Origin of the sequence: Pseudomonas sp. C8002 (genome assembly GCF_013385765.1) — a bacterium.
In the GTDB taxonomy this organism is placed as follows: domain Bacteria; phylum Pseudomonadota; class Gammaproteobacteria; order Pseudomonadales; family Pseudomonadaceae; genus Aquipseudomonas.
This window is the reverse complement of the sequence record NZ_JACAPJ010000012.1, coordinates 129320-155979: the sequence shown is the minus strand read 5'-3', so window position 1 is coordinate 155979 and position 26660 is coordinate 129320. Positions and strand designations below refer to the sequence as shown.

At 61.0% G+C, this 26660-nt stretch carries 24 protein-coding genes; 14 read left to right on the top strand and 10 right to left on the bottom strand.

Going from position 1 to position 26660, the window contains the following annotated elements; translation table 11 throughout:
* Positions 1–44 precede the first annotated feature (44 nt).
* The gene (locus HX814_RS18510; protein ID WP_008436587.1) at positions 45–2423 is read right to left on the bottom strand and encodes a hybrid sensor histidine kinase/response regulator; all 2379 of its coding nucleotides are present in this window, start codon (positions 2421–2423) and stop codon (positions 45–47) included.
* A 286-nt stretch (positions 2424–2709) separates the two neighbouring features.
* Between HX814_RS18510 and HX814_RS18505 the strand changes: the two genes are divergently transcribed.
* From HX814_RS18505 to HX814_RS18490, 4 genes are all read left to right on the top strand, one after another.
* Entirely contained in the window at positions 2710–3507 is a 798-nt protein-coding gene (locus HX814_RS18505; RefSeq protein ID WP_177008849.1) for a hydroxymethylpyrimidine/phosphomethylpyrimidine kinase, read from the top strand.
* Positions 3508–3525: 18 nt separating this feature from the next.
* Positions 3526–4149 (top strand): thiamine phosphate synthase, encoded by a 624-nt coding sequence (gene thiE / locus HX814_RS18500; protein WP_177008850.1) that lies wholly within the window; start codon positions 3526–3528, stop codon positions 4147–4149.
* A gap of 17 nt (positions 4150–4166) precedes the next feature.
* Entirely contained in the window at positions 4167–5450 is a 1284-nt protein-coding gene (gene hemL, locus HX814_RS18495) for a glutamate-1-semialdehyde 2,1-aminomutase (protein ID WP_003215470.1), read from the top strand.
* A gap of 225 nt (positions 5451–5675) precedes the next feature.
* Positions 5676–6242 carry a tetratricopeptide repeat protein gene (locus HX814_RS18490; protein ID WP_177008851.1) on the top strand — a complete coding sequence of 189 codons (567 nt, stop codon included), beginning with the start codon at positions 5676–5678 and terminating at the stop codon, positions 6240–6242.
* On the opposite strand, the gene HX814_RS18485 is transcribed toward HX814_RS18490, so the two are convergent.
* From HX814_RS18485 to HX814_RS18460, 6 genes are all read right to left on the bottom strand, one after another.
* Complete coding sequence (locus HX814_RS18485) at positions 6234–7346, bottom strand: succinylglutamate desuccinylase/aspartoacylase family protein (protein WP_177008852.1); 1113 nt, start codon at positions 7344–7346, stop codon at positions 6234–6236. The two genes, HX814_RS18490 and HX814_RS18485, sit on opposite strands and share 9 nt — an antisense overlap.
* 9 nt (positions 7347–7355) lie before the next feature.
* Entirely contained in the window at positions 7356–8066 is a 711-nt protein-coding gene (locus HX814_RS18480) for an ABC transporter permease (RefSeq protein ID WP_003215465.1), read from the bottom strand.
* Positions 8063–8779, bottom strand: coding sequence for an ABC transporter permease (locus tag HX814_RS18475; protein ID WP_177008853.1), 717 nt, complete (start codon positions 8777–8779; stop codon positions 8063–8065). The genes HX814_RS18480 and HX814_RS18475 overlap by 4 nt, the downstream gene beginning before the upstream one ends.
* A 31-nt stretch (positions 8780–8810) precedes the next feature.
* Positions 8811–9569, bottom strand: coding sequence for a transporter substrate-binding domain-containing protein (locus HX814_RS18470; protein WP_177008854.1), 759 nt, complete (start codon positions 9567–9569; stop codon positions 8811–8813).
* 38 nt (positions 9570–9607) lie between these two features.
* Positions 9608–11662, bottom strand: a complete 2055-nt coding sequence (locus HX814_RS18465; RefSeq protein WP_177008855.1) for an FAD-dependent oxidoreductase — start codon at positions 11660–11662, stop codon at positions 9608–9610.
* A 286-nt stretch (positions 11663–11948) separates the two neighbouring features.
* Positions 11949–12275 (bottom strand): DUF1820 family protein, encoded by a 327-nt coding sequence (locus tag HX814_RS18460; RefSeq protein WP_003215457.1) that lies wholly within the window; start codon positions 12273–12275, stop codon positions 11949–11951.
* Positions 12276–12407: 132 nt separating this feature from the next.
* On the opposite strand from HX814_RS18460, the gene miaB reads away from it, so the two are divergent.
* From miaB to lnt, 5 genes are all read left to right on the top strand, one after another.
* Complete coding sequence (gene miaB, locus HX814_RS18455) at positions 12408–13733, top strand: tRNA (N6-isopentenyl adenosine(37)-C2)-methylthiotransferase MiaB (RefSeq protein ID WP_102369960.1); 1326 nt, start codon at positions 12408–12410, stop codon at positions 13731–13733.
* A gap of 218 nt (positions 13734–13951) precedes the next feature.
* A complete protein-coding gene (locus HX814_RS18450) occupies positions 13952–14953 on the top strand; it encodes a PhoH family protein (protein ID WP_003215453.1) in 1002 nt (333 codons plus the stop codon).
* Positions 14946–15419, top strand: coding sequence for an rRNA maturation RNase YbeY (gene ybeY, locus HX814_RS18445; RefSeq protein WP_003215452.1), 474 nt, complete (start codon positions 14946–14948; stop codon positions 15417–15419). The genes HX814_RS18450 and ybeY overlap by 8 nt, the downstream gene beginning before the upstream one ends.
* Positions 15420–15446: 27 nt before the next feature.
* Positions 15447–16286 carry an HlyC/CorC family transporter gene (locus HX814_RS18440; RefSeq protein ID WP_003215451.1) on the top strand — a complete coding sequence of 280 codons (840 nt, stop codon included), beginning with the start codon at positions 15447–15449 and terminating at the stop codon, positions 16284–16286.
* An 8-nt stretch (positions 16287–16294) separates the two neighbouring features.
* Positions 16295–17818, top strand: a complete 1524-nt coding sequence (gene lnt, locus HX814_RS18435; RefSeq protein WP_008436579.1) for an apolipoprotein N-acyltransferase — start codon at positions 16295–16297, stop codon at positions 17816–17818.
* A 123-nt stretch (positions 17819–17941) separates the two neighbouring features.
* Here lnt and HX814_RS18430 read toward each other — a convergent pair whose 3' ends face one another.
* Complete coding sequence (locus tag HX814_RS18430; protein WP_177008856.1) at positions 17942–18703, bottom strand: YdcF family protein; 762 nt, start codon at positions 18701–18703, stop codon at positions 17942–17944.
* Between the two features lie 103 nt (positions 18704–18806).
* Positions 18807–19124 (bottom strand): hypothetical protein, encoded by a 318-nt coding sequence (locus tag HX814_RS18425; protein ID WP_008436575.1) that lies wholly within the window; start codon positions 19122–19124, stop codon positions 18807–18809.
* 261 nt (positions 19125–19385) lie between these two features.
* Between HX814_RS18425 and leuS the strand changes: the two genes are divergently transcribed.
* From leuS to HX814_RS18400, 5 genes are all read left to right on the top strand, one after another.
* Complete coding sequence (gene leuS / locus HX814_RS18420) at positions 19386–21992, top strand: leucine--tRNA ligase (RefSeq protein WP_008436573.1); 2607 nt, start codon at positions 19386–19388, stop codon at positions 21990–21992.
* Between the two features lie 90 nt (positions 21993–22082).
* Positions 22083–22688 (top strand): LPS assembly lipoprotein LptE, encoded by a 606-nt coding sequence (gene lptE, locus HX814_RS18415; RefSeq protein WP_008436571.1) that lies wholly within the window; start codon positions 22083–22085, stop codon positions 22686–22688.
* Positions 22689–22727: 39 nt separating this feature from the next.
* Complete coding sequence (gene holA / locus HX814_RS18410) at positions 22728–23765, top strand: DNA polymerase III subunit delta (protein WP_177008857.1); 1038 nt, start codon at positions 22728–22730, stop codon at positions 23763–23765.
* An 84-nt stretch (positions 23766–23849) separates the two neighbouring features.
* Positions 23850–24014: an alternative ribosome rescue factor ArfA gene (gene arfA, locus HX814_RS18405; RefSeq protein ID WP_003176285.1), complete on the top strand. Its 165-nt coding sequence runs from the start codon at positions 23850–23852 to the stop codon at positions 24012–24014.
* Between the two features lie 61 nt (positions 24015–24075).
* Positions 24076–25401: a lytic murein transglycosylase gene (locus HX814_RS18400; protein WP_003215443.1), complete on the top strand. Its 1326-nt coding sequence runs from the start codon at positions 24076–24078 to the stop codon at positions 25399–25401.
* 133 nt (positions 25402–25534) lie between these two features.
* Here the strand turns inward: HX814_RS18400 and HX814_RS18395 are convergent, their stop codons facing one another.
* On the bottom strand, positions 25535–26470 hold the full coding sequence (locus tag HX814_RS18395) for an LD-carboxypeptidase (RefSeq protein ID WP_008436546.1): 936 nt from the start codon (positions 26468–26470) through the stop codon (positions 25535–25537).
* Between the last annotated feature and the right edge of the window lie 190 nt (positions 26471–26660).

Genomic DNA, 26660 nt, shown 5'->3' with positions numbered 1-26660 from the left:
TCAGTTAAGCACCGTCACCCGGGTTAAAAAAGTGGCATAAACGCCTAATTGGCGGCGCTTTCACCCTCAACCATATGCAACAACCGCAGTTGCAGCACCCGTTGCAGGGCCTCGAAACGTACCGGCTTGGCCACTCGGTCGGTGATACCCACGCCGTGGCAGCGCTCGCGTTCCGGGGCTTGTAACGAGGTGCTCAAGGCGATCACCGGCAGCTCACCACAGCCGGGCAACGCACGGATCTGGCAGCACAGCGAAAAGCCGCCCTCCGGCACATCCAGCAACACTGCGTCGAAGGTTTGACTCTGCAGCAACGCCAGGGCGGCCGGCCCATTGTCGACGGTTTTCACCCGATAACCGAGCTTGAGCAACATGCCGCGCACCACCAGTTGCGCCACGCTGTTGTCGTCTACCAGCAGCACCGTGCACTCCTGCGGCGTGCGTTGCGCCTGCGGTACTCGCCGCACGGCAGCGGGTTCGGGCTGGACGGGGCTGACCGCAAGCTCCAGCTGGAAGCGACTGCCGCGCCGCGGCTCGGAATTGTGGGTGAGGCGCCCACCGAGCAACTCGATCAATTGCCGGCAGATCGCCAGGCCAATGCCCATGCCGCCGTATTGGCGAGTGGTCGAGCCATCGAGCTGGAAGAAGCGCTGATACAGGGTCGCCTCATCGAGGTAGGCGAAGCCGATGCCGGTGTCAGTGACAATGAAGGTCAGGCGCAGCGTTCCATCCGCCTGGGGTACACCGACCACCCGCACACGCACCGAGCCCTCGTGGGTGAACTTGAAGGCATTGTCCAACAGGCAATCCAGGCACTGCGCCAGCTTGCCGGGATCACCGTTGATGCGGTCCGGCAGGTCTTCTGCCAGATCAATGGAGAACGCCAACCCTTTGTTCTGGGCGCTGGCCGCGAACTGCTGGCGCAAGGTGTCGAGCAGCCCACGCAGGCTGAACACTTGGGGTTGCGGGCTGAGGCGCCCGGCCTGCAATTCGGTGAGGGTGAGGATGCCGTTGACCATGCGCATCATCTCGCGGGCCGCACCGGAGGCGGTTTGATGGTACTGCGCGAGGTCGCCTGGCAGCGGCTCGGTCTGCATCAATTCCAGGGAGCCGATCACACCGTTCATCGGCGTGCGCAGCTCGTGGGTCAAGGTGGCGAGGAATTCATCCTTGAGCTGGTTGCTGTGGGCCAGTTGCGTGTTGAGCACTTCGAGTTTCTGGCTGGCGTCGAACAGGATTTGCGCCTGTTGCTCGCGCATCGAATTGATCCGGTCGGCCAGCGCCAGGGACAGCAAGGCCACTTCCAGTGCCGAGCCGATCTGGCTGGCGTACATCGTGAGGAACACATTGGGCAGGTAGCCCAGCACCATCATCGTATTGACTACACCGCCCAGCAGGAACGCGGTCCAGGCGATGATGAAGTAGCGCGCCATGCGCTGGCCGCAATACCAGGCCTTGATGGCCGCGACGAAGATGGTCACGGTAAAGACCAGCGCCAGGGCGGTGGCCAGGCGCAGCGCCAGCGCATAACTGGTGAACAGGGCCAGCACCATCACCACCCCGCCGCTGACCGCCAGGGCCAGCAACAGCCGGTTGATCCAGCGACTGTAAAGCGCGGTGTGCAGGAAACTGCGGGCAAACAGGCTGCCGAACAGCGCCGCCGAACCGATCAGGAAGGGCACCGCCGCGTTCGCCCACCACGGGTTATTCGGCCAGAAATACTGCACGGCGACGCCGTTCACCGACAGCTGATACAGGCCGAACGAGGCGATATAGAGGATGTAATAGAGGTAGCTGGTGTCGCGCACGCTCAGGTAGATGAACAGGTTGTAGATCAGCATGCCGAGCAACACGCCGTAGATCACACCCAGCACGTACAGGCGCAATGGCTGTTCTTCGAGGTACGCGGTGGTGGACCAGAGGGTCAGCGGTGCCTGGATCGAGCCCTGGCTTTGCAGGCGCAGGTACAGGGTTTCCTGCTGGCCAGGGACGAAGTCGAGCTTGAACAGGTAGTTGCTCTGGCGGATTTCGCGGCTGGAAAACGGCAGGATGCTGCCGGTGCGCGATACCAGTCGATAGTTGCCGACACTGTCAGGCTCGTACAGCTCCAGTTGGTTCAACGGCGGGTAAGCCAGTTCCAGCAGCCAGCGGCGCGGGGCATCCGGGCGCTGTGCACGGTAATGCAAATCGACCTTGAGCCAGAACACCGAGCGCGAATAGCCGGCATTCAATGTGGCTTTGTCGTGGGTCTTGAAACGACTGGCGAGGACCGGCGAGCTGATATCGCCAATGGTCAGGGCGCCACTGGGGTCCTCAAGGACTTGCATCACTTGGCCCAGGGGCAACCGCGTGGTGGTCTCGTTGAACTCGACTGCGCCGGCCAGCATCGGCAGCCCGGTCAACAGTAACATCAGCAAATAGCGCATAGAGCCCCAGCGTGACCTGTCCGGTTATGTCAAAAGCCTCCATTCCTTTTGAGCAGACGTAAACCGGCGATACAGTTATTGGTTTGAATCCACTCTAGCATAGCCATTACAGGCCAAAAGACACCATTGAAATAATTTTTTGAAAGGCTCTAGAGCGGGCATTACAGGGCATTTGACCTGCATTTCACGATGATAGCAAACAGCCATTTCCACCTTCGCCTCCGCTAAAAATTCAACCATCGCCCGACAGCCACCCAAAAAGCGTTTGGTGGTAAGCTCGCGCACCATGAATATCTACAGCTCTCGCCCCGTTGTCCTCTGTCTCTCCGGCCATGATCCCAGTGGTGGCGCCGGCTTGCAGGCAGATATCGAAGCCCTGCTCGCCCAGGGCTGTCATGCGGCCCCGGCCGTCACCGCGCTGACTGTGCAGAACACCGTCAACGTCAGCGATTTCCGCGTGCTGGATCGCGAGTGGGTGCTGGCCCAGGCCAACGCCGTGCTCGGTGACTCCGAAGTGGCCGCGGTGAAACTGGGCATGCTCGGTTCCCTGGAGATGGTCGACACCGTGGTCGAACTGCTCAAGGCGCACCCGCATTTGCCGGTGGTCTGCGACCCGGTGCTGCGTGCCGGCGGCGGCGGCAGCCTGGGCAAGGACGAGGTCGGCTACGCCATGCGCGAGCGGCTGTTGCCGCTGTCGATGATCGCCACCCCCAACCTGCCTGAAGCACGCATCCTCGCCGAATTGCCCGAGGGCACGGCGGACGAATGCGCCGCGAAACTGCTGCCGTTCATCAAGCACCTGCTGATCACCGGCGGCCATGGCGACGAGCACGAAGTGCACAACCGCCTCTACAGCCGCGACGGCACGCACCAGACCTTTACCTGCCAGCGCCTGCCCGGCAGTTACCACGGTTCGGGCTGCACCCTGGCCAGCGCGCTGGCCGGTCGGTTGGCACAAGGCGAAGGGTTGGTCAGCGCTGTGCAATCGGCCCTCAACTACACTTGGCGCACCCTGCGTGACGCTGAACAACTCGGCCAGGGGCAATTCGTGCCTCGTCGTCTGCCGTTGGATTTCTGCTCGTAACACCAAGAGGCCTGCCCGATGAAACTACGTGGCCTTTATGCCATTACCGACAGCCAACTGTTGGCCGGCAAGTTCCTGGCCTACGTCGAAGCGGCGTTGGACGGTGGCGTGACCCTGCTGCAATACCGCGATAAAAGCAGCGACGAAGCGCGCCGCCTGCGGGAAGCCGAAAAACTGCGGGAGCTGTGCTCGCGCTACAAGACCCAACTGATCATCAACGATGACGCCGAACTGGCCGCACGCCTCGGCGTCGGCGTGCATCTGGGCCAGACCGACGGCCCGCTGACCCCGGCCCGTGCGCTGCTCGGTTCCAAGGCGATCATCGGCTCCACCTGCCACAGCCAGATCGAACTGGCCGAGCAGGCTGCCCGCGAAGGTGCCAGTTATGTCGCCTTCGGCCGCTTCTTCAATTCCAACACCAAGCCCGGCGCGCCGGCAGCCACCGTTGAACTGCTGGCCCAGGCCCGCACGCGGTTGCACCTGCCGATCTGCGTGATCGGCGGCATCACCCTGGAAAATGCCAAGCCGCTGGTGGCCCACGGTGCCGACTTGCTGGCAGTGGTCCACGGCCTGTTTGGTGCCGACAGCACCCAGGAAGTCACGCGCCGCGCCCGCGCTTTCAACGATCTTCTAAAATCTTGAATTCAGAGAACACGATCATGTCCCGTTCCGAAACCCTGTTTGCCAATGCCCAGAAACACATCCCCGGCGGTGTGAACTCTCCCGTGCGAGCGTTCAAGAGCGTTGGCGGCACCCCACTGTTCTTCAAGCATGCCGAAGGCGCCTACGTCACCGACGAAGATGACAAGCGCTACGTCGACTACGTGGGTTCGTGGGGCCCGATGATCCTCGGCCACAGCCATCCGGAAGTACTGGACGCGGTGCGCCAGCAGCTGCAACACGGCCTTTCCTATGGCGCACCGACCGCCATGGAAACCGAGATGGCTGACCTGGTGTGCTCCATCGTGCCCTCCATGGAGATGGTGCGGATGGTCAGCTCCGGCACCGAAGCCACCATGAGCGCGATTCGCCTGGCCCGTGGGTTTACCGGCCGCGACAGCATCATCAAGTTCGAAGGCTGCTACCACGGCCACTCCGACAGCCTGCTGGTCAAGGCCGGTTCCGGTGCGCTGACCCAAGGCGTACCGAGCTCCGCCGGGGTGCCGGCCGCGTTTGCCAAACATACCCTGACCCTGCCGTTCAACGACATCGCTGCCGTCGAGCAGATGCTCAGCGAAGTCGGCCAGGAAGTGGCGTGCATCATCGTCGAGCCGGTGGCCGGCAACATGAACTGCGTGCCGCCGGCGCCGGGCTTCCTGGAAGGCCTGCGGGAACAGTGCGACAAGCACGGCGTGGTGCTGATTTTTGATGAAGTGATGACCGGCTTCCGCGTTGCCCTCGGCGGCGCCCAGGCTTACTACGGCGTCACGCCGGACCTGAGCACCTTCGGCAAGATCATCGGTGGCGGCATGCCGGTGGGCTGCTTCGGCGGCAAGCGCGAAATCATGCAACACATCGCGCCGCTGGGCCCGGTGTACCAGGCAGGCACCCTGTCGGGTAACCCGCTGGCCATGGCCGCCGGCCTGACCACCCTGCGCCTGATCAGCCGCCCGGGCTTCCACGCCGAGCTGACCGACTACACCACTCGCCTGCTGGACGGCCTGCAACAGCGCGCCGATGCCGCCGGCATTCCGTTCGTGACCACCCAGGCGGGCGGCATGTTCGGCCTGTACTTCAGCGGCGCCGACGACATCGTCACCTTCGACGATGTGATGGGCAGCGATGCCGACCTGTTCAAGCGCTTCTTCCACCTGATGCTGGAAGGTGGCGTGTACCTCGCCCCGAGCGCTTTTGAAGCCGGCTTCACCTCGATCGCCCATGGTGATGCCGAGCTGAAACTGACCCTCGATGCTGCCGAACGCGCCTTCGCCGCCTTGAAATAAGCGGATCAAAAATCAGGCGCCGCCCCTGGCGGCGTCAGATTTGCTACTTTGCTTACAGGCATTTCCGTCTTTTTTCGAGAATTCACCTGCAATCCGGCAGATAACTTGCCCACGCAGCAGAAAAACGAGTAAAGACTTTGTAAGCAGGTGCCTGCTTATTTCATAATGCGCGCTTATTGGATCCCCCCGTGGGTCCCGCGCCCCGTCAGAGGTAAGTCGATTCCCATGAAACGCACCGGCCGCACCCTGGTTCTGGGCTGCCTGTTGCTCCTTCAGCCGCTGCTGGCGTATGCCCAGGCAGGCGGCAACTCGTTGTTAATCCCAGCGATGGGTCGTTGCACCCTCAATACCCAGCCGGAAAGCCAGGCCGAAGCCCTGAGCGCGTGCCAGAAACAGGCCGATGGCGGGGATGCGCAGGCGCAATACGAGTTGGGCGAGTACTTCTACGACAGTAAAAACCCCGCACGCGACCTCAACAAAGCCTTGAGCTACTTCGAGAAAGCCTCGTTGCAGGGCCACGCGCAGGCGCAATTCCAGCTGGGCACCATGTTTTTCCACGGCGAAGGCGTACCAGCCAATAACGTCCAGGCGTACATCGTGCTGAAAATGGCAGCGGTGAACGGCGCCGAAGATGCACTGGACACGGCCGACGAAGTGGCCGAACACATGCAGCGCGACGAACTGGAAGTGGCTACCCAAGTGCTGGGACAGATTTTCCGCAACTACCTGCAGGAACTGCAGAGCGCAGATGGCAGCTCGCCGTTTTCGCCGCTGCCGGATCCTTCAAGGTGATAACAGATAACCCTGTCGATGCGCCTTCGGGCCAGCTACATGGGCAATCGTCATACCGGCACTCGCCATTCGCCGCACTGATCGAACATACAAAAGCCCTTCTCGGGTGCAAGCAACCGGTGTCACCCGATCAGTGATCGGATCGATAACTTCGGCGAGGATTTGCCCGGCCGCCAGGTAATCCCCCACCTTCGCGCAAAACACAATCAAGCCTCCCACTGGGCTCACCACCGGTTCTACTCCCGCCAACGGCGTTGGCACATTCAGTAATGGCGGTAGCGGTGGTGCCTGGCCGTCAATGGCTCCCCGTTGAATCAAGTAGTCGATCAACGCCTGGCAATCCTGACGCGCCAGTCCGTGATCCACATCGGCAACACCCCGCAGCTCTACAGTCACAGCAAACCCCGGTGCCGAAAAGCGCCCGGGAAAACGCGCCTGCATGTGCGCCCAGAACAACGTAAAACACTCATCGAACGATTGCCCGCCGGCCTCTTTGGCCAAAAAACACGCCCTGGCTCCCAGGTAACGGGCCAAAGGCTCCACGTGCAACCAGAAATCCGGCGACAAATACAAATGCTGCACGGCCTCGAAATCGCAATGAAGGTCCAGCACGATATCGGCATCGCAGGCCAGCGTTTGCAGGGTCAAGCGCATGGATTGCAACTGTGTCGCCGGCTCCTGGCTGGCCAGTGTTTGCAGCAAGGCGCCACGGATCAGTTGCAGATTGGCGCCCGGTTCATCCGCCAACAGGGCTTCGACGCGATCACCGACCTGCTGGCTGACGTCGAGGAAGAAACGATTGAAGTTTTCCCGACTGTCGTTATCGAAGCGCCCCTGGGGCACATCCATCAACACTTGCTCCAACCCCAGCGGATTGGCCACCGGCACCACCACAACCGACCAACGCATCAACCCTGCTGCCTCCAGGTGCGCCAGCCGCTGCTTCAGATGCCATAAGACCAGCATGCCCGGCAGTTCATCGGCGTGCAGGGACGCCTGGATATAAACCTTGCCGGCTGCATTGGCCGGGCCGTAATGAAAACTGCGAATCTGTCGCGTCGTCCCCGGTACGACCTCCAACAACTCATGCACGTGGGTCTGCATTTCGATCTCCTATCGGGCGGCATCCAGAAAACGCAGCCAGCGCCGTTCAGCCAGGCGAAACAAACCTACCAAGGCAAAGGTAATGCACAGGTAAAGGGCTGCTGCGAAGCCGAATGATTCAAAGGTCAGGAAGGTTGCGGCGTTGGCATCCCGTGCCACTTTCAGGATATCCGGCACCGTGGCGGTGAACGCCAACGTGGTGGAATGCAACATGAAAATCACCTCATTGCTGTAGTAGGGCAATGAGCGGCGCAATGCGGACGGCATGATCAGGTGGACATACAGCTTCCAGCCGTCGAACCCCAGGGATCGGGCGGCTTCGACTTCACCACGAGGCATCGCCCGAATGGCGCCCGCGAGAATTTCCGTGGTGTAGGCGCCGGTATTCAGGGCAAATGCCAACAGCGTACAGTTCAGCGCCTCACGGAAAAACGCATCCAGCACGGGCTGTTCACGCACGGCGGCAATGCTGTAGATCCCGGTATAAAAGATCAGCAACTGGATATACAGCGGCGTGCCGCGAAACAGGTAGGTGAAGCATTGCACCGGCCAACGCAGCCAGCATCTGGATGACACCCTGGCGATGGACAAGGGCAGTGCCAGCAGTAGGCCAAGACACAGCGAGGCACTGGTCAGCCATAGGGTCATGGCCAGGCCGGTAAGTTGTTGACCGTCGGAATAGATGAACGGCCGCCAGTATTCCTGGATCAACTCGATCATGGTGACGGCTCCTGCGCACCGACGCCGTAACGACGCGCCAGCCAGCGCAAGGCAAGGTTTGAAACGCTGCTGAGCAACAGGTAGATCAATGCGGCCATCAGCAAAAAGGCCAATAACTGCTGGCTACTTTTGCCCGCTACCTGGGCGACCTTGACCAAATCCGCCAAGCCAATGATCGACACCAGCGCAGTCGCCTTGAGTAAAACCATCCAGTTATTGCCCAGCCCCGGAAGGGCGAACCGCATCATTTGCGGGAATATCACGTGCACGAAGCCCTGACTGAAGGTCATGCCCAAGGCCTTGGCGGCCTGGAACTGGCCGCGAGGTACAGCCAGCAGGGCACCACGAAAGGTTTCGGTGAAATAGGCGCCGTAGATAAACCCCAAGGTGAGTACGCCCGCGCTGAATGGGTCGATTTCGATGTAGGCCATGCCCAGTTCCTGCGTCAGACGACTCAAACCGGTTTGCACCCCATAGAAAATCAACAGCATCAACAGCAGGTCGGGCACCCCGCGAATCAGAGTGGTGTAGAGCTGTGCGCAGAGGCGCCAGGCCCTGACCCTGGACAGCTTGGCGCCAGCACCGAGCAGGCCGAACGCCAGCCCCAGCAGCAGTGACAGTAGCGCCAGTTGCAGCGTGACCCAGACACCGCCCAACAAGAGTGGCGCAAAACTGTCCAGGGTCGAGGTGAATTGAGTGAAGGTGGGCAACATGTTTGCGCTCTCGCTCGCCATTGAAGGACGGTCATTGACCGCTGAACATGTTCACACCCGGAAAGTACTGGTCTTGCAGCCGAGCGTAGGTACCCTCGGCGTGCAGTGCCGCGAGGCCCTTATCCAGCAGGGCTTTCAGGGCATGATTGCCCTTGGCGATGCCGATGGCGCTTTTGGAGGGCATCAATGCACTTTCGATCGGCGGCCCGAGGACGAACCCCGCACCCTGGGCTGTGCGCATAAATCCGCTTTGCGCTTGCTGTGCATCCTGCAATGAGGCTTGCAGCCGCCCTGCCACGAGATCGGCATACACCTGTTCCTGATCGGCATAAGCCACGATCTTTATACCCTGCCCGGCGAGCACTTGGCGGGCATAGACTTCCTGGGTACTGCCTTGCAGATAGCCAACAGCCGTACCCTTGGCCAGCTCAGCGCCGGGGCGGAGCACCATGGCGGTGGGGCTGGAAAATACCTCCGAGGAGAAATCAATCACCTTTTCTCGTGCGGCGGTGACCGTCACTGAGGCGAGGATGGCGTCGATCTTGCCGGCATTCAGACTGGGAATCAGCCCGTCAAAATCACTTTCAACCCATTGGCAGCGAACACGCAACTGAGTGCAGAGGGCGTTACCGATATCAACTTCGAACCCCGTCAACGTGCCTTTGTTATCTTTATAGGCAAAAGGCGCGTAATTGGGATCAACACCAAAACGGATGACGGCATAGTCATTGGCAAACAGTGGCGTGTTTAATAAAAGAACAGCGAATAACATCAGGATTGTTTTTTTCATTATTGTATTCCTCGTTATTAAATAAACAGCGAGACTGACTACACCTCGATAAGCGGAATCTCTCGCCGGACCAATAAAGAATCAACGGGTGCATCAAACTCCCGTGCCATTCGATGCCCCGAATACACCGCCGCAGCAATCGTGCCGGGCGCCACGCAATCGCCGATCAACGTCAGCGTGCCGATCCCGGCCGCGCGCACCTGTTCGGGTGCGCTGTTCAACGCCTGATACAACGCCTGCTCGGGTTCGCGGGAGGTGACCAACAGCAAGGAAGCGGCGGGAATGAAGCGTGTCCGCTCCGTGTAGACGCACCCTGCGACAAGGCCTTCAGGCATACACCTGACCAACGTATGGGACGGGACGATCGTGACGTTCAGCTCCAGCAGGCGGCGCTGGATGCGGTGTTGCTCAAGGGTGTTGTGGGTCCAGGCCGCCACATCCGCCGCCGGGGTGACGAATATCACTTGCACGCCCCGCGCCACCAGGTGCTCAGCCAAGACGCTGCCCATGTAATAGTGATCGTCATCGAACAGCAGCGCTGGTGACGCCGGCAGGACACCGGCCATCAGATCATCCGGCGTGATGACGGGCAGGCTTCCCAGGCCCGGTAACGGGCGACGCAGGGCCCGTCCCAACCCATCCCGCCGCCAGCGGGAGCCGGTGGCGATAAACACATGCTCTGCGGCGAAGTCCAGGATGTCCTGGGCCTGCAATCGACTCTCCCGATAAATCTCAACCGACGCCAGGCGACTCAAGGCGTCCAACCGATAGTCGATTACCCGCCCCCAGCTCGCCAATCCTGGAAGCCGGGACTCCAGCGCCACCCGTCCGCCAAGGGTGCGCAAGCTGTCCACCAGCGCCACCTCCATGCCCCGAACGCCCAGTATCCGCGCGCACTCCAGCCCTGCGGGCCCTGCGCCGACCACCAGCGCCCGCCCAGGGTGATGCGCACGATTGACCGACTCGGGGTGCCAGCCGCGCCGCCACTCCTCGCCCATGGTCGGATTTTGCGTGCAGCGCAACGGCGTGCTCGTGTGGTCGCCACTGACACAGACATTGCAGCCAATGCATTCGCGAATCTCGTCCGCTCGACCCTCTTCAATCTTCTTCGGCAAGAACGGGTCAGCAATCGAAGGGCGGGCCGCGCCAATCAAGTCCAGGATGCCACGGCGGACCAGCGAGACCATGGTGTCTGGCGAGGTGAACCGCCCGACGCCCACCACCGGCTTGCGGGTCAGAGCCTTCAGACCCGACAGGAAGGTCTCTTGATAACCCTCCGAGGCAAAGCGCGCCGTTACACTGTCGTTGGACCAATCGGCGACGTTGACGTCCCACAAATCCGGCAAGTCCGCCAGCATCGAGAATATTTCAGCGCCCTCTCCATCGCGAGACAGGCCGTCGACCCTCTGCTCGTCTACCGCCAGGCGTACCGCCACGGCACACCGATCACCCACCGCATCGCGGGTGTCTTCAATCAACTCGCGCAACAGCCGCACGCGGTTTTCCAGCACACCGCCATACTCATCAGTACGGCGGTTGTTGCGTGGCGTGAGGAAATGGAACGGCACGCCGAGGTCATGCCCGGCATAGACATAGATGATGTCAAACCCCGCGTCCCGCGCCCGCAGTGCGGCGGCACGGTGCATGGCGCGCAGTTGCTGGATATCGGCACGACTCATGGCCCGGGCCTGTACCGGGTCATAACCACGCACCGGCGTATTGGAGGGCGCCCAGGGAATCTCACGACTGTAGCGGTTGGGGGCCGAGTAACCATTGAATGCCAACTCTACGCCGGCCAGTGACCCGTGCTGGTGGACGGCCTCACACATTCGCGCGAGCGCCGGGATGTCGCGTTCATCCCACAAGCGCGCCTCTATGTAGGGAGAGAACTCGCTCAGCGGGCTGATCTCACATTCTTCAGTGCAGACGACGCCCCACCCACCTTCGGCTTTTATCCCGCGCATGCGTGCCATGGCGGAAGGATGCACATGGCCCATGCCATTGCAGTGGGGAACTTGATAAAAGCGGTTACGGGTGCGAACCGGGCCTATTTGTACCGGCTCAAACAGAATGTCATAACGAGGATCGCGCACAGGGCTACTCCCGAACAGATAAGTCCGTTGATGACTGCGTCATAAGAAAAAAATCGGTGTTAACTAACGCCAGGCGATAGAACGCTAATGCCCTTGTATTCCAGGGCAGAGCCTTTTTGATGGAGAGTTAATTAAAAAAGTGGAACTCACGTCCCATTGAAACAGGCTTTTTATTATTGATGTATTCATGGCGCCCTCTCTGCATAAACAAAATCTGCTGTTTTTTAAACAGAATGTCCATGCACGAGAGGCAAGAATCAGAAATACCCTACAAAATAGTTGAACGTCACTTCTCAGGCATCGGCATCGGAAACGGCATGACATTGCTCATGCCCCGGGCCTCGCTGATTTTCGGCGTGCCCAGGCGCTCGACTTCGTCGATGCGCACGATCGAATGCATCGGCACAAAACTGCGCACCACGCCTTCGAACTGAGCCTTGAGTTTTTCCTCGCCCGGGTCGACGACCAGCTGCGTGCGCTCGCCAAAGACGAACTCTTCCACTTCCAGGAAGCCCCACAGATCACTTTGATAGATCTGCTTGGCGTACATTTCGAACACCTGGCCCTGGTTAAGGAAAATCACCTTGTAGATTGGAGCTTCACGTTTGGTCATGGTGGGCGGGTAACACATCGGGGGATATAAAAGAGGGCGCGAACTATAGCATGGCGTCCGATGCACAGTGCTAGGAACCTATCGGCATGCCCCCTATAATGCGCGGTTCTTTACCACCAGTTGACGATCCCCATGGCCAAGAAGCTTTACATCGAAACCCACGGTTGCCAGATGAACGAGTACGACAGCTCGCGCATGGTCGATCTGCTGGGTGAACATCAGGCCCTGGAAGTCACCGCTCGCGCTGAAGACGCCGACGTGATCCTGCTCAATACCTGCTCGATCCGCGAGCGGGCCCAGGACCGGGTCTACTCGCAGCTGGGCCGCTGGCGTGAACTGAAACTGGCCAACCCGGACATGGTGATCGCCGTCGGCGGTTGCGTGGCCAGCCAGGAAGGCGCCGCCATTCGCGACCGTGCACCGTACGTCGACGTGGTATTCGGCCCGCAGACCCTGCACCGCCTGCCGGAAATGATCGACGCCGCGCGCATCACCAAGCTGCCGCAAGTCGACGTCTCGTTCCCGGAAATCGAAAAATTCGACCATTTGCCCGAGCCGCGCATCGACGGCCCAAGCGCTTATGTGTCGGTAATGGAAGGCTGCAGCAAGTACTGCACCTTCTGCGTGGTGCCATACACCCGCGGCGAAGAAGTCAGCCGCCCGTTCGACGACGTGCTGGCAGAGATCATTCACTTGGCCGAGAACGGCGTGCGTGAAGTGACCCTGCTGGGGCAGAACGTCAACGGCTACCGTGGCCAGACCCACGACGGGCGCCTGGCGGACCTCGCAGAGTTGATCCGCGTAGTGGCTGCCGTCGACGGGATCGAGCGGATTCGCTACACCACCTCGCACCCGCTGGAGTTCTCCGACAGCCTGATCCAGGCCCACGCCGAAGTGCCGGAGCTGGTCAAGCACCTGCACTTGCCGGTGCAATCGGGCTCGGACCGCATTCTCTCGGCGATGAAGCGCAACCACACCGCCCTGGAATACAAATCCAAATTGCGCAAATTGCGTGCGGCGGTGCCGGGGATCTGCATCAGCTCGGACTTTATCGTCGGCTTCCCAGGGGAAACCGAGAAAGATTTCCAGCAGACCATGAAGTTGATCGAAGACGTAGGCTTCGACTTCTCCTACTCCTTCGTCTACAGCCAGCGCCCGGGCACCCCGGCGGCTGACTTGCTCGACGAAACCCCGGAAGCGTTGAAGAAGGAGCGTTTGAACGCCCTGCAACACCGCCTCAACCAGCAGGGTTTCGAGATCAGCCGACAGATGGTGGGCTCGACCCAGCGCATCCTGGTGACCGACTACTCGAAAAAAGACCCTGGCGAATTGCAGGGCCGGACCGAGAACAACCGGATCGTCAACTTCCGCTGTGATAATCCGACGCTGATCGGGCAGTTCGCCGACGTGCACATCGACGCGGCACAACCGCACTCGCTGCGCGGTTCGCTGGTGTAACAATAATTCGACCACCGGGAACCAATGTGGGAGCGGGCTTGCTCGCGAAGGCGGTGTATCAGGCAACGAACAGGCTGACTGCCCCATCGCATTCGCGAGCAAGCCCGCTCCCACATTAGAACGGTGCCAGCTTCGGGATATATAAGTGCTTTCGCACGCAGCCTGCTGGCGTTATCCTTGATTTCATCTTAATTGCCCCAGGGCGGCTAAAAACGACCTTGAACGCACCCATAGAACCACATCGTTTTCTCCTCGAGCCCTTTGAGGCTCGCCGTTTCGCCAATCTGTGCGGACAGTTCGACGAGCACCTGCGCCTGATCGAACAACGCCTGAGCATCGAGATCCGCAACCGCGGCAATCAATTCGAGCTGATTGGTGAACCCCAGCACACCACCTCGGCAGAAAACCTTCTGCGCCGCCTCTACCGGGAAACCAAAGGTAGCGAGCTGTCGCCGGAAACGGTGCACCTGTACCTGCAGGAATCCGCCGTGGAGGACCTGGCCAATAACCCGGTAGCCGAAGCCAGCGTCGCGTTGCGCACCAAGAAAGGCATGATTCGCCCTCGCGGCTTGAACCAGCAGCGCTACGTCAAAGAGATCCTGGGCAACGACATCAACTTCGGCATCGGCCCTGCCGGTACCGGCAAGACCTACCTGGCCGTGGCCTGCGCGGTCGACGCCCTGGAGCGCGAGCAGGTGCGACGCATCCTGCTGGTGCGTCCGGCGGTGGAAGCCGGCGAGAAGCTGGGCTTTTTGCCCGGCGACCTGGCCCAGAAGATCGACCCGTACCTGCGCCCGCTCTACGACGCGCTCTACGAGATGCTCGGCTTCGAATACGTGGCCAAGCTGATCGAGCGCCAGGTGATCGAGATCGCCCCGCTGGCCTACATGCGTGGCCGTACGCTGAACAACAGCTTCATCATTCTCGACGAAAGCCAGAACACCACCGTCGAGCAGATGAAGATGTTCCTGACCCGGATCGGTTTCGGCTCCACCGCCGTGATCACCGGCGACGTCACCCAGGTCGACCTGCCCAAAGGCACCAAGTCGGGCCTGGCCCAGGTGATCGACGTACTCAAGGACGTGCCGGGGATCAGCTTCACGCACTTCATGCCCAAAGACGTGGTACGTCACCCGTTGGTGCAGCGCATTGTCGAAGCCTACGAGCGCTTCGAACACCGCGACGACCAACCGGCCAAGGACACTCGCCGCGATGCTTGAGCTTGACCTGCAGCTGGCCACCGAAGCGCCCGCCCCCAGCGAAGAACAGTTCCGCCAGTGGTGCACCCTGGCCCTGCGCCAGCGCACCGCCGACTCGGAGCTGACCATTCGCCTGGTGGACGAGCCCGAAGGCCGTGAACTGAATCACACCTGGCGACAAAAAGACTACGCGACCAACGTGCTGTCGTTTCCCGCCGACGTACCCGATGAGCTGCTGGATATCCCGTTGCTGGGCGACCTGGTGATCTGCGTCGAAGTGGTCGAGCGTGAAGCAAAGGAACAGGGCAAGGAACTTGAGGCCCATTGGGCCCATCTAGTCATCCACGGCTGCTTGCATCTCTTGGGTTACGACCATATAGACGATGACGAAGCCGAAGAAATGGAAGCACTGGAACGAACGTTGCTTGCAGAACTGGGTCATCGTGACCCGTATGCAGACGACGAAATTGCAACTACACCTAACTGAAACAATAAAGGATTTAGAGTAATCGCTATGAGCGAAGACCGATCGAGCAACGGGCAAAAGTCATGGCTGGGGAAACTCACCCAGGCCTTTGCCCACGAGCCGAAAAACCGCCAGGAGCTGCTGGAGCTGCTGCGCGAGGCGCATCAGAACAAGTTGCTGGACAGCGAAGCGCTGGCTATCGTCGAAGGCGCCATCCAGGTAGCTGACCTGCAAGTACGGGACATCATGGTTCCGCGCTCGCAGATGGTCAGCATCAAGGCGACCCAGACCCCTCGGGAATTCCTCCCGGCCGTGATCGACTCGGCGCACTCGCGCTACCCGGTGATCGGCGAAAGCCATGACGACGTCATGGGCGTCCTGCTGGCCAAGGACCTGCTGCCGCTGATCCTCAAGGAGAACGGCGACAGCTTCAACATCAAGGACCTGCTGCGTCCTGCCACTTTCGTCCCCGAATCCAAGCGCCTGAATGTGCTGCTGCGCGAATTTCGTGCGAACCACAATCACATGGCCATCGTGATTGACGAGTACGGCGGTGTAGCGGGTTTGGTGACCATCGAAGACGTGCTGGAACAGATCGTCGGCGACATCGAAGACGAGCACGACGTCGAAGAAGACAGCTACATCAAGCCGCTGCCCAGCGGTGATTTCCTGGTCAAGGCCCTGACGCCGATCGAGAACTTCAACGAGTTCTTCGACAGCGAATTCTCCGACGATGAATTCGACACGGTTGGCGGCCTGGTGATGAGTGCGTTCGGGCATCTGCCCAAGCGTAACGAGACCACCGAGATCGGTGCCTATCGCTTCCGCATCCTGAATGCCGACAGCCGCCGTATTCACTTGATCCGTTTGACACCTATTGCCCGCTAAGGACTGACATGCGCCGTATGATTGCACCCGGCTGGCCCGGTAACTTGCTGGCCGTGGTGGCCGGCGCCATCACCACCCTGGCGCTGGCGCCGTTCGACCTCTGGCCGTTTGCGCTGGTGGCGGCCGGGTTCTTTTATGCGGGATTGCGTGAACTGACACCGCGCCAGGCCTTGTGGCGCGGCTGGTGTTTCGGTTTCGGCCTGTTTGGCGCCGGTACCAGCTGGATCTACTACAGCATTCACCACTTCGGCGGCGCTTCGGTGCTGCTGGCGGGCATGCTGATGCTGGCGTTTACGGCGGCCATTGCCTGGTTCTTTGCCCTGCCCGCCTGGCTGTGGGCGCGCTGGCTGCGACGCAACGAAGCGCCACTGGCCGATGCCCTGGCCTTCGCGGCCTTGTGGGTTGGCCAGGAAGCGTTTCGCGGCTGGTTCCTCACCGGTTTTCCCTGGCTCTATTCCGGTTACAGCCAGCTCGACGGTCCTCTCACCGGCCTCGCGCCGCTGGGCGGGATGTGGCTGATATCCTTTGCCCTGGCGCTGACCGCCGCACTGATCTGCAACCTGCCGCGTCTGCTGGCGGCTAAGCGCAACCTGTTCATCGGTGCCGGCTTGCTGTTGTTGGTGGCGCCATGGGCCATCGGCCTGGCACTCAAGCATCATGCATGGACCACCCCCGCCGGCGCGCCGCTGACGGTGGCGGCTATCCAGGGCAACGTCGAACAAAGCATGAAGTGGGACCCCGAGCAGCTCAATGCGCAGCTCGCGCTGTACCGCGACATGAGCTTCAGCTCCAAGCCTGTCGACCTGCTGGTATGGCCGGAAACCGCCGTGCCGGTGCTCAAGGAATCCGTGGAGGGTTACCTGGGCATGATGGGCAAGTTCGCCGCTGACCGGCACACTGCGCTGATCACCGGTGTACCGATCCGCCAGGAAGTGCATCACCACAAGCGCTTCTTCAACGGCATCACGGTGGTGGGCGAAGGCGACGGCACCTACCTGAAGCAGAAGCTGGTGCCGTTTGGCGAGTACGTGCCGCTGCAGGACATGTTGCGCGGCTTGATCGCGTTCTTTGACCTGCCGATGTCGGACTTCGCCCGCGGGCCGTCAGACCAGGCACTGCTGCAAGCCAAGGGCTATCAGATTGCGCCGTTCATTTGCTATGAAGTGGTGTACCCGGAGTTCGCCGCCGGCCTGTCGGCCCGCAGCGATTTGTTGCTGACCATCAGCAACGACACCTGGTTCGGCCGCTCCATCGGCCCGCTGCAACATTTGCAGATGGCCCAGATGCGCGCCCTGGAAGCCGGTCGCTGGATGATCCGCGCCACCAACAACGGCGTCACTGGCCTGATCAACCCGTACGGGCAGATCACCGTGCAGATCCCGCAGTTTGAACGCGGGATTCTCTACGGCGAGGTCGTGCCGATGCACAACCTCACCCCATACCTGGAATGGCGTTCGTGGCCGTTGATCATCCTGTGCCTTGGCCTGTTTGGCTGGGCGCTGTTAGCGGGCCGGATGTCCAAAACGGTTTAACAGAAATACTCGGACGACAATGTGGGAGCGGGCTTGCTCGCGAATGCGATCTGTCAGTTAAAGCACCAGTGACTGACACACTGTATTCGCGAGCAAGCCCGCTGCCACATTTGCCCGGCGGTATTACCTGTAAAACATCCGGTAACCCACCTGCCCCACCGCTTCATTCAGCAACTGCCCGCTCTGCCATACCGACTTGAACTCCGGCATCCAGCCCCCCAATGGCCGGGCATTGTCCAAACCAAGAAACCCCACTGGCGCCGGAACAACCGTGAACCCGGCCTTTTCGAAGCTCCAGCGCGAGCGCGGCATATGCCAGGCCTGAGTCACGACCACCACACGCTTGACTCCCTGCGGCAGCAGAATCTCGGCACTCATCTGCGCGTTTTCCCACGTGGTACGGCTGCGCTCTTCCTTCCAGCGCACGCTCACGCCAAAGTCATCCTGCATCGATACCGCCATCAACTCCGCCTCGCTGGGCGGTGTGCCGTAGTGCAAGCCGCCGGTGGTCAGCACCGGCAAGCCCGAAGCCTTGGCCAGGCGGGCTGCATAGCGCTGGCGCTCAAGGCCGATACCCGTCGGCTGATCGGAGCCCCACGCCGGATCCCCGCGCTCACGCCCCGAGCCCAACACCACGATGGCATCAGCCCGCTGCGCCAGGGTCGCCCATTCATCACGGGCCAGAGGCGGCTCGGTCTCCAGGGCCTTTGCGCCCCATTGAACCGCCACCGGCAGGCTCATCAGCCACATCCCGCCAAATCCCAGGGCAAAGCACACGGCCGCAAGCCGCGGTCGGCTGCGACGAAACCACCAGGCAAGGGCCAGCAACAGCAACAGGATGCCGGGCGGCAACAACAATTGTTTAATGAAATAGCGAATAGGCATCGGGCATCTCCAAAGATGCCCGAAGCCTAAGGTGTAACGGGGTTAAGCGACAATCTTTACAGGAACAGACGCTGAGAAGGCTACAGATCACTAACGCGGTACTTCACTTGAAACGCACGGACCGGAGTTTTTCCGGGCTGCGACCGGCCGAAAAATCCTTGAGCCATACCACCTTGGCCGATCGCGAAAACTCCTGGGCTGGCGGGGAGGCCATGCCATGGGACGCGCGATGCTCATTCAACTCCAGATACACCCTGATCACGTCCAGCTCTGCCTGGCTCAAGCCACGCAGTTCCAACTCCAGAGGCCGTTCATCACACAATCGGCCTGCGGTTTTTGCTGCATCCAGTGCTCGACCCAAACGGTCGATCAGTCCTTCGTACACCTGCGGTTTCGTTAAAGTTCGCTGCGAATCAACCATCCCTCACCTCATTGAAGATAAGACTCACTCCCCACTAAACAGCGTAGTCCTGCTTGCCCTGCCTGCCTGGCGCCGCGACCAACGGCCTCGGCGGCGCAATCAGGGTTTCCCTCGATAGAGTGGGGTCATGTATGCTACGGCGCTTCCTGTAACTCCACTTCCCGCAGGGTTTGGGCACGGACGCGCCGCTTTTTGGTGTCGATCAACCTGAACGTTGCACCGAAGAGGATTAGGCCACCCCTATTCAGTTCAAAAGTAGCCATGCACGAACAATATCAGCCCCGTGAAATAGAAAATGCCGCCCAGTCGTTCTGGGATGAGCAAAAGTCCTTTGAAGTCAGTGAACAGCCAGGCAAGGAGACTTTCTATTGCCTATCGATGTTCCCTTACCCCAGCGGCAAGCTACACATGGGGCATGTGCGCAACTACACCATCGGCGACGTCATCTCCCGCTACCAGCGCATGCTGGGCAAGAACGTCCTGCAACCCATGGGTTGGGACGCCTTCGGCATGCCGGCGGAAAACGCCGCGATGAAGAACAACGTAGCGCCCGCCAAGTGGACCTACGAAAACATCGCCTACATGAAGACCCAGCTGCGCAGCCTGGGCCTGGCGGTGGACTGGTCCCGCGAGGTGACCACCTGCAAGCCTGATTACTACCGCTGGGAACAATGGCTGTTCACTCGCCTGTTCGAAAAAGGCGTGATCTACAAGAAGAGCGGCACCGTGAACTGGGACCCGGTGGACCAGACCGTACTGGCCAACGAACAAGTGATCGACGGCCGCGGCTGGCGTTCCGGCGCGCTGATCGAAAAGCGCGAAATCCCGATGTACTACTTCAAGATCACCGCCTACGCGGATGAACTCTTGTCGAGCCTCGATGATTTGCCGGGCTGGCCCGAGCAGGTCAAGACCATGCAACGCAACTGGATCGGCAAGTCCCGTGGCATGGAAGTGCAGTTCCCCTACAACGTCGACTCCATCGGCGCAGAAGGTGTATTGAAAGTCTTCACCACCCGTCCGGACACCCTGATGGGCGCGACCTACGTCGCCGTGGCCGCCGAACACCCGCTGGCCACCCAGGCTGCACAGAACAACCCTGAGCTGCAGGCGTTCATCGCCGAATGCAAGGGCGGCAGCGTCGCCGAAGCCGACGTCGCCACCCAGGAGAAAAAAGGCCTGCCGACCTCGTTGTTCGTCGAGCACCCATTGACCGGCGAGAAGCTGCCGGTGTGGGTCGCCAACTACGTGCTGATGCACTACGGTGATGGCGCAGTAATGGCTGTGCCGGCCCACGACGAGCGCGATTTCGAATTTGCCGTCAAGTACAACCTGCCGATCAAGTCCGTGGTGCGCACCAGTTCGGGCGACACCAACCCGGCTCCGTGGCAGGACGCGTACAACGAACACGGCACACTGATCAATTCCGGCGAGTTCGACGGCCTGGATTTCGAAGGCGCCTTCGACGCCATCGAAGTCGCGCTGATCAAGAAAAACCTCGGTGCCTCGCGCACCCAGTTCCGCCTGCGTGACTGGGGCATCAGCCGCCAACGCTACTGGGGCTGCCCGATCCCGATCATCCACTGCGAAACCTGCGGTGACGTGCCGGTACCGGAAGACCAACTGCCGGTCGTATTGCCCGAAGACGTGGTGCCGGACGGTGCTGGCTCGCCATTGGCGCGCATGCCCGAATTCTACGAGTGCACCTGCCCGAACTGCGGTGCCCCGGCCAAACGCGAAACCGACACCATGGACACCTTCGTGGAGTCTTCGTGGTACTACGCCCGCTACGCCTCGCCGCACTATGAAGGCGGCCTGGTGGAAAAATCCGCGGCCGACCACTGGCTGCCGGTAGACCAGTACATCGGCGGTATCGAACACGCCATCCTTCACCTGCTGTACGCGCGCTTCTTCCACAAGCTGATGCGTGATGAAGGCCTGGTGAGTTCCGACGAGCCGTTCAAGAACCTGCTGACCCAGGGCATGGTGATTGCCGAGACTTATTACCGCCGCGAAGCCAATGGCGCCTACACCTGGTTCAACCCGGCAGATGTCGAGCTGGAGCGTGACAGCAAGGCCAAGGTGATCAGCGCCAAGCTGAAATCCGACGGCCTGCCGGTGGAAATCGGCGGCACCGAGAAGATGGCCAAGTCGAAGAACAACGGCGTCGACCCACAGTCGATGATCGACCAGTTCGGCGCGGACACCTGCCGCCTGTTCATGATGTTCGCCTCGCCGCCTGACATGAGCGCGGAATGGTCGGACTCCGGCGTCGAAGGTTCACATCGCTTCCTCAAGCGCGTCTGGCGCCTGGCGCACGCCCATGTCAGCCAAGGCTTGCCGGGCAAGCTGGACGTGGCGACCCTGAGCGATGAGCAAAAAGTCATTCGCCGCAGCACCCACCTGGCCATCAAGCACGCCAGCCAGGACGTGGGCCAGCACCACAAATTCAACACCGCCATCGCCCAGGTGATGACGCTGATGAACGTGCTGGAGAAAGCGCCGCAGGCCACCGAACAGGACCGCGCACTGGTACAGGAAGGCCTGGAAACGGTCACCCTGCTGCTGGCGCCGATCACGCCGCACATCAGCCACGAACTGTGGAACCAGTTGGGCCACAGCGGTGCCGTCATCGATGCCGGCTGGCCGGTACAGGATGACAGCGCCCTGGTACAGGACACGCTGCAACTGGTGATTCAGGTCAACGGCAAGCTGCGTGGCCAGATCGACATGCCGGCCAGCGCCAGCCGTGAAGACGTCGAAGCCGCCGCCCGTATCAATGAGAACGTGCTGCGCTTCACCGAAGGCCTGACGATCCGCAAAGTGATCGTGGTGCCCGGCAAACTGGTCAATATCGTCGCTAGCTAATCGGATCGGGCGCCGAGGGAATAACCCTGGCGCCGAACAAAACCTCCAGGGCCTCGATAAGGCCCACATGGTTTCAAGGGGAGCATCAAAATGATCAAACGCAATCTGCTGGTTATGGGCCTTGCCGTGCTGCTGAGCGCTTGCGGCTTCCAGCTGCGCGGCACCGGCACCACCGAACTGGCGATCAAGGAACTGGACGTCACCGCCCGCAACTCCTACGGCGAGACAGTGCAACAGCTGCGCCAGGTCCTGGAAAACAGTGGCGTCAAAGTCTATTCAGGCGCGGCTTACAAACTGAACCTGGTGGATGAAAAAGAAGAGCAGCGCAGCCTCAGCTACGCCAGCGCCGGGCGTGCTTCGGACATTGAGCTGAGCACCACGCTCTTCTTCGAAATCCAGGGCCATGACCACCTGCCGCTGATGGGCGACAAGATCCAGATACAGAAAGTCGTGAGCCACGACGGCAACAACCTGGTGGGTTCGGACTCCGAAACCATCCAGGTGCGCAAGGAAATGCGTCGTGAACTGGTGCAGCGCATGGTCCTGCGCCTGCAACTGATCACGCCGGAGCAACTGGATAAGCTGCAGCAAACCGCGGATGCCAAGGCCAAGGCAGATGCCGATGCGCTGAAAGCGGCGCAAGAGTATGAAGACAGCCAACCTAAACAGTCGCCTGTCGAAGTTCCTGTCGAGTAAGCCAGACGGGGCGCCCCAGGCGCCCCGTTCGCACTGCCTATGAAACTCGCCCCCGCCCAACTCGCCAAGCACCTGCAAGGCAGCCTTGCGCCCGTCTACATCGTCAGCGGTGATGACCCGCTGCTGTGCCAGGAGGCTGCGGACGCAATTCGCACCGCCGCCCGCCAACAGGGCTTCGATGAACGCCAGGTATTCAGCGCCGACGCCAGTTTCGACTGGGGTACGCTGCTGCAAGCCGGGGCGAGCATGTCGCTGTTCGCCGAAAAACGCCTGCTGGAACTGCGCCTGCCTTCGGGCAAGCCCGGCGACAAAGGCGCGGCGGCTTTGATGGAATACTGCGCACGCCCTGCCGAAGACACGCTGCTGCTGATCAGCCTGCCCAAGCTCGATGGCAGTGCGCAGAAAACCAAGTGGGGCAAGGCGCTGGTGGAAGGTGGCCAGACTCAGTTCATACAGATCTGGCCGGTGGACAGCAGCCAACTGCCGCAGTGGATTCGTCAGCGCCTGTCGCAATCCGGGCTGAGTGCCAGCCAGGATGCGGTGGAGCTGATCGCGGCGCGGGTGGAAGGCAACCTGCTGGCCGCCGCCCAGGAAATCGAAAAGCTCAAGCTGATGGCCGAGGGTGGCCAGATCACCGTCGAAACCGTACAAGGCGCCGTGGCGGACAGCGCGCGCTTTGACGTATTTGGCCTGGTGGATGCGATCCTCAACGGCGAACCCACCCACGCCCTGCGCATGCTCGAAGGGCTGCGCGGCGAAGGCGTCGAGCCGCCGGTGATTCTCTGGGCCCTGGCGCGAGAATTACGGCTGCTGGCCAATATTGCCCTGCAGTACAGCCAGGGCATCCCACTGGACAAGGCCTTCAGCCAGGCGCGGCCACCGGTATGGGACAAGCGCAAACCACTGATCAGCAAAGCCCTGCAACGGCACTCGGCGCAACGCTGGGCGCAATTGCTGATGGAAGCCCAACGCATTGACGCGCAGATCAAGGGGCAGGCGGCTGGATCGCCGTGGATGAGCCTGAGTCGTTTGTCACTTTTGATGTCAGGACAGCGCTTGGCGCTGCCTGCTGAATAGTCCTACGTATCGCTGGGCTGGACAGAATCCAAACTTCGGCAGATGATTCGCACCGCATCATCAACCTGCCAGAGAGTACCCATCATGAGCAAAAAGCCATCCAAGCATGGCCCCAACAAGGCCAAATCCATCATCGCCCAGCCGTTGTTCCGCAGTCGCCAGGAACGAGCCGGCAAAGGCAAAGGCAGCTACCGCCGCGAAGCCTTCCAGTCTAATAGCTGGGAGGCTTCTTACTTTCTGGCTGCCTGAAGGCAAGCGCCCCTCCGGCATGATAAGGTCTGTACCTGATTCGTATTCCCTGGACCTGTGCATGCCCTCTAGTCTTTCCCGTCGTTGGCACCTTCGCCAACTGATCGCTGCCTCCAGCCTCATTCTGTTAGTCGCCTGCGCGGAAAAACCCACCGCTGCCGATGCCCAACCCCTGCCCCCGCTCCAGACTGCACCGGTAGCTGCGCCTGCCGTCGTTGCGCCACTGGTGGCAGACAATCTTGATATCCAGCCGACCCAGACCTTTGCCGAATGGCAGGCGGGGTTTCGCGTGGAAGCCTTGAAGGCCGGTATCACGCCGCAGGTTTTCGACACGGCCTTTGCCAATGTCGTACCCGACATGGCGGTGATCCGCGCCGACCGCAGCCAGCCGGAGTTCTCCCGGCCGGTATGGGAATACCTCGATGGCGCGCTGTCGCCGCTGCGGGTGCGCAATGGCCAGTCGCTGCTGGTGAAGTACGCCGACATTCTGCAACGCATTGAGGACCGTTACGGCGTCGACCGCCAGGCGCTGGTCTCGGTGTGGGGCATGGAGAGTAACTTCGGCCAGTTCCAGGGCAACAACTCGGTGATCCGCTCACTGGCGACCCTGGCCTATGAAGGCCGTCGCCCGGCCTTCGCCCAGGCGCAACTGTTGGCGGCGCTGCAAATCATCCAGCATGGCGATATCGCCGCCGACCAGATGAAAGGCTCCTGGGCCGGGGCCATGGGCCAGACCCAGTTCATCCCGACCACCTATAACACCCACGCCGTAGACTTCGACGGTGACGGCCGCCGCGATATCTGGAACAGCCCGGCCGACGCCCTCGCCTCCACCGCGCACTACCTGCAAAGCTCCGGCTGGCAGAAAGGCCAGCCCTGGGGCTTCGAGGTGCAGCAACTGCCGTTGAATTTTGATTACGCCCTGGCCGATGGCAGCGTACGCAAGACCGTTGGCGAGTGGCTGAAACTGGGAATCCAGGTGCCGCCGGGCGCCAGTGTCCCGGCCAACGTCGACCAGCTTTCCGCCGCCCTGTTGCTGCCGGCCGGCTATCGTGGCCCGGCGTTCCTGGTGCTGGATAACTTCCGCGCGATCCTCAAGTACAACAACTCGTCGTCCTACGCGTTGGCAGTTGGATTGTTGTCGGAACGCTTCGGGGGCGGAGGCTTGATTCGTGGGAGCTGGCCGAAAGATGAGCTGCCGTTGACTCGCTCGCAGCGAATTGACTTGCAGACGGTGCTCAGTGCCAATGGTTACGACGCAGGCAACCCGGACGGGATCATCGGTGCGAATACCCGCAAGGCGATTCGTGCCGCGCAGCAGTCCCTGGGCTGGCCGGCGGATGGGTATCCGACGGTGAAGTTGCTGGAGTCGCTGCAAAGCCGATAGATCGGCGTATGGCTGCTACCGCATTCGCGAGCAAGCCCGCTCCCACGTTTTGACCGTGCACTTCCTGAAGGAACGCGATCGAAATGTGGGAGCGGGCTTGCTCGCGAAGAGGCCTTTATCGGCGCTACAAAGTTCAGGCCTTAAACACCACATCCTGTTCCAACACCAACCGCTTCTCCCCCGCATCCAGCCGCACCCTGGCGCCCAACGGCAAGGTCAGGTTCGGGTTGCAGTGCCCGCTGCGCCAGCCGGATAGCACAGGAATGCACAACGGCTCGAAGGTCTGCTTCAGCAAGCGCTCAAGCGCAAGGCTATCAACCCCAGCCACATCCCCCACCACCACGCCCGCCACCTGGGCCAGCTTGCCCGCCAGGCGCAAATGGGTGAGCAACCGGTCAATGCGGTACAACGGCTCGTTCACATCTTCGATAAACAGAATGATGCCCTCGGCATCAATCTCGTAAGCCGTGCCCATCACTGCTGCGATCATCGATAGATTGCCGCCCAGCAGCCGCCCACAGGCGATGCCTGGCTCGACGGTGGTCAGCGGGTAGGCCACAGGGTGAGCCAGCTGGCTACCGGCTTTCACTTGCCCACGCAGCATGCTGAACAGCGACGACTCGGTAGGCTGTTGCTTTTCACCTAACAGGTCAGCGTTGAACATCGGACCATGGAAGGTGACGAAACCGGCATACCGGTTGATCGCCAGGTGCAGGGCGGTGATATCGCTGTAGCCTACGAATGGCTTGGGGTTGGCCCGGAGCAGGTCAAAGTCCAGGCGGTCCAGCAGGCGTGGCGTGCCATAGCCGCCGCGCAGGCAGAAAATCGCGTCGATGGTCGAGTCGGCGAACGCCGCGTGCAGGTCATCAAGGCGTACCTCATCACTGCCGGCCAGATAGCCATCACGCTGGCTCACGCCCGGAAAGATCCGCAGTGTGTAGCCTCGGGCGCGCATCCATTGCGTGGCCGTGTCGATATCCAGCTCGGCCGGCCCGGCAGGGGCAATCAGTCCGATCACGCCTTCGGCGCGCAGCGCAGGTACCGCACAAGTGGTCAATTGAGTCGTCATCCATGGTTCTCCTCGCGTGGATTGCCCAAGGCACTCTAAACAGCAATGGTTGCAAACAGAAGAGGAAGAGTCAGTAGCAAATGTGGGAGCGGGCCTGGGTGGGAGCGGGCTTGCTCGCGAAGGCGGTCAGTCACCGGACAGGTCAACTGATCCAACGCATTCGCGAGCAAGCCCGCTCCCACTCAAGCCG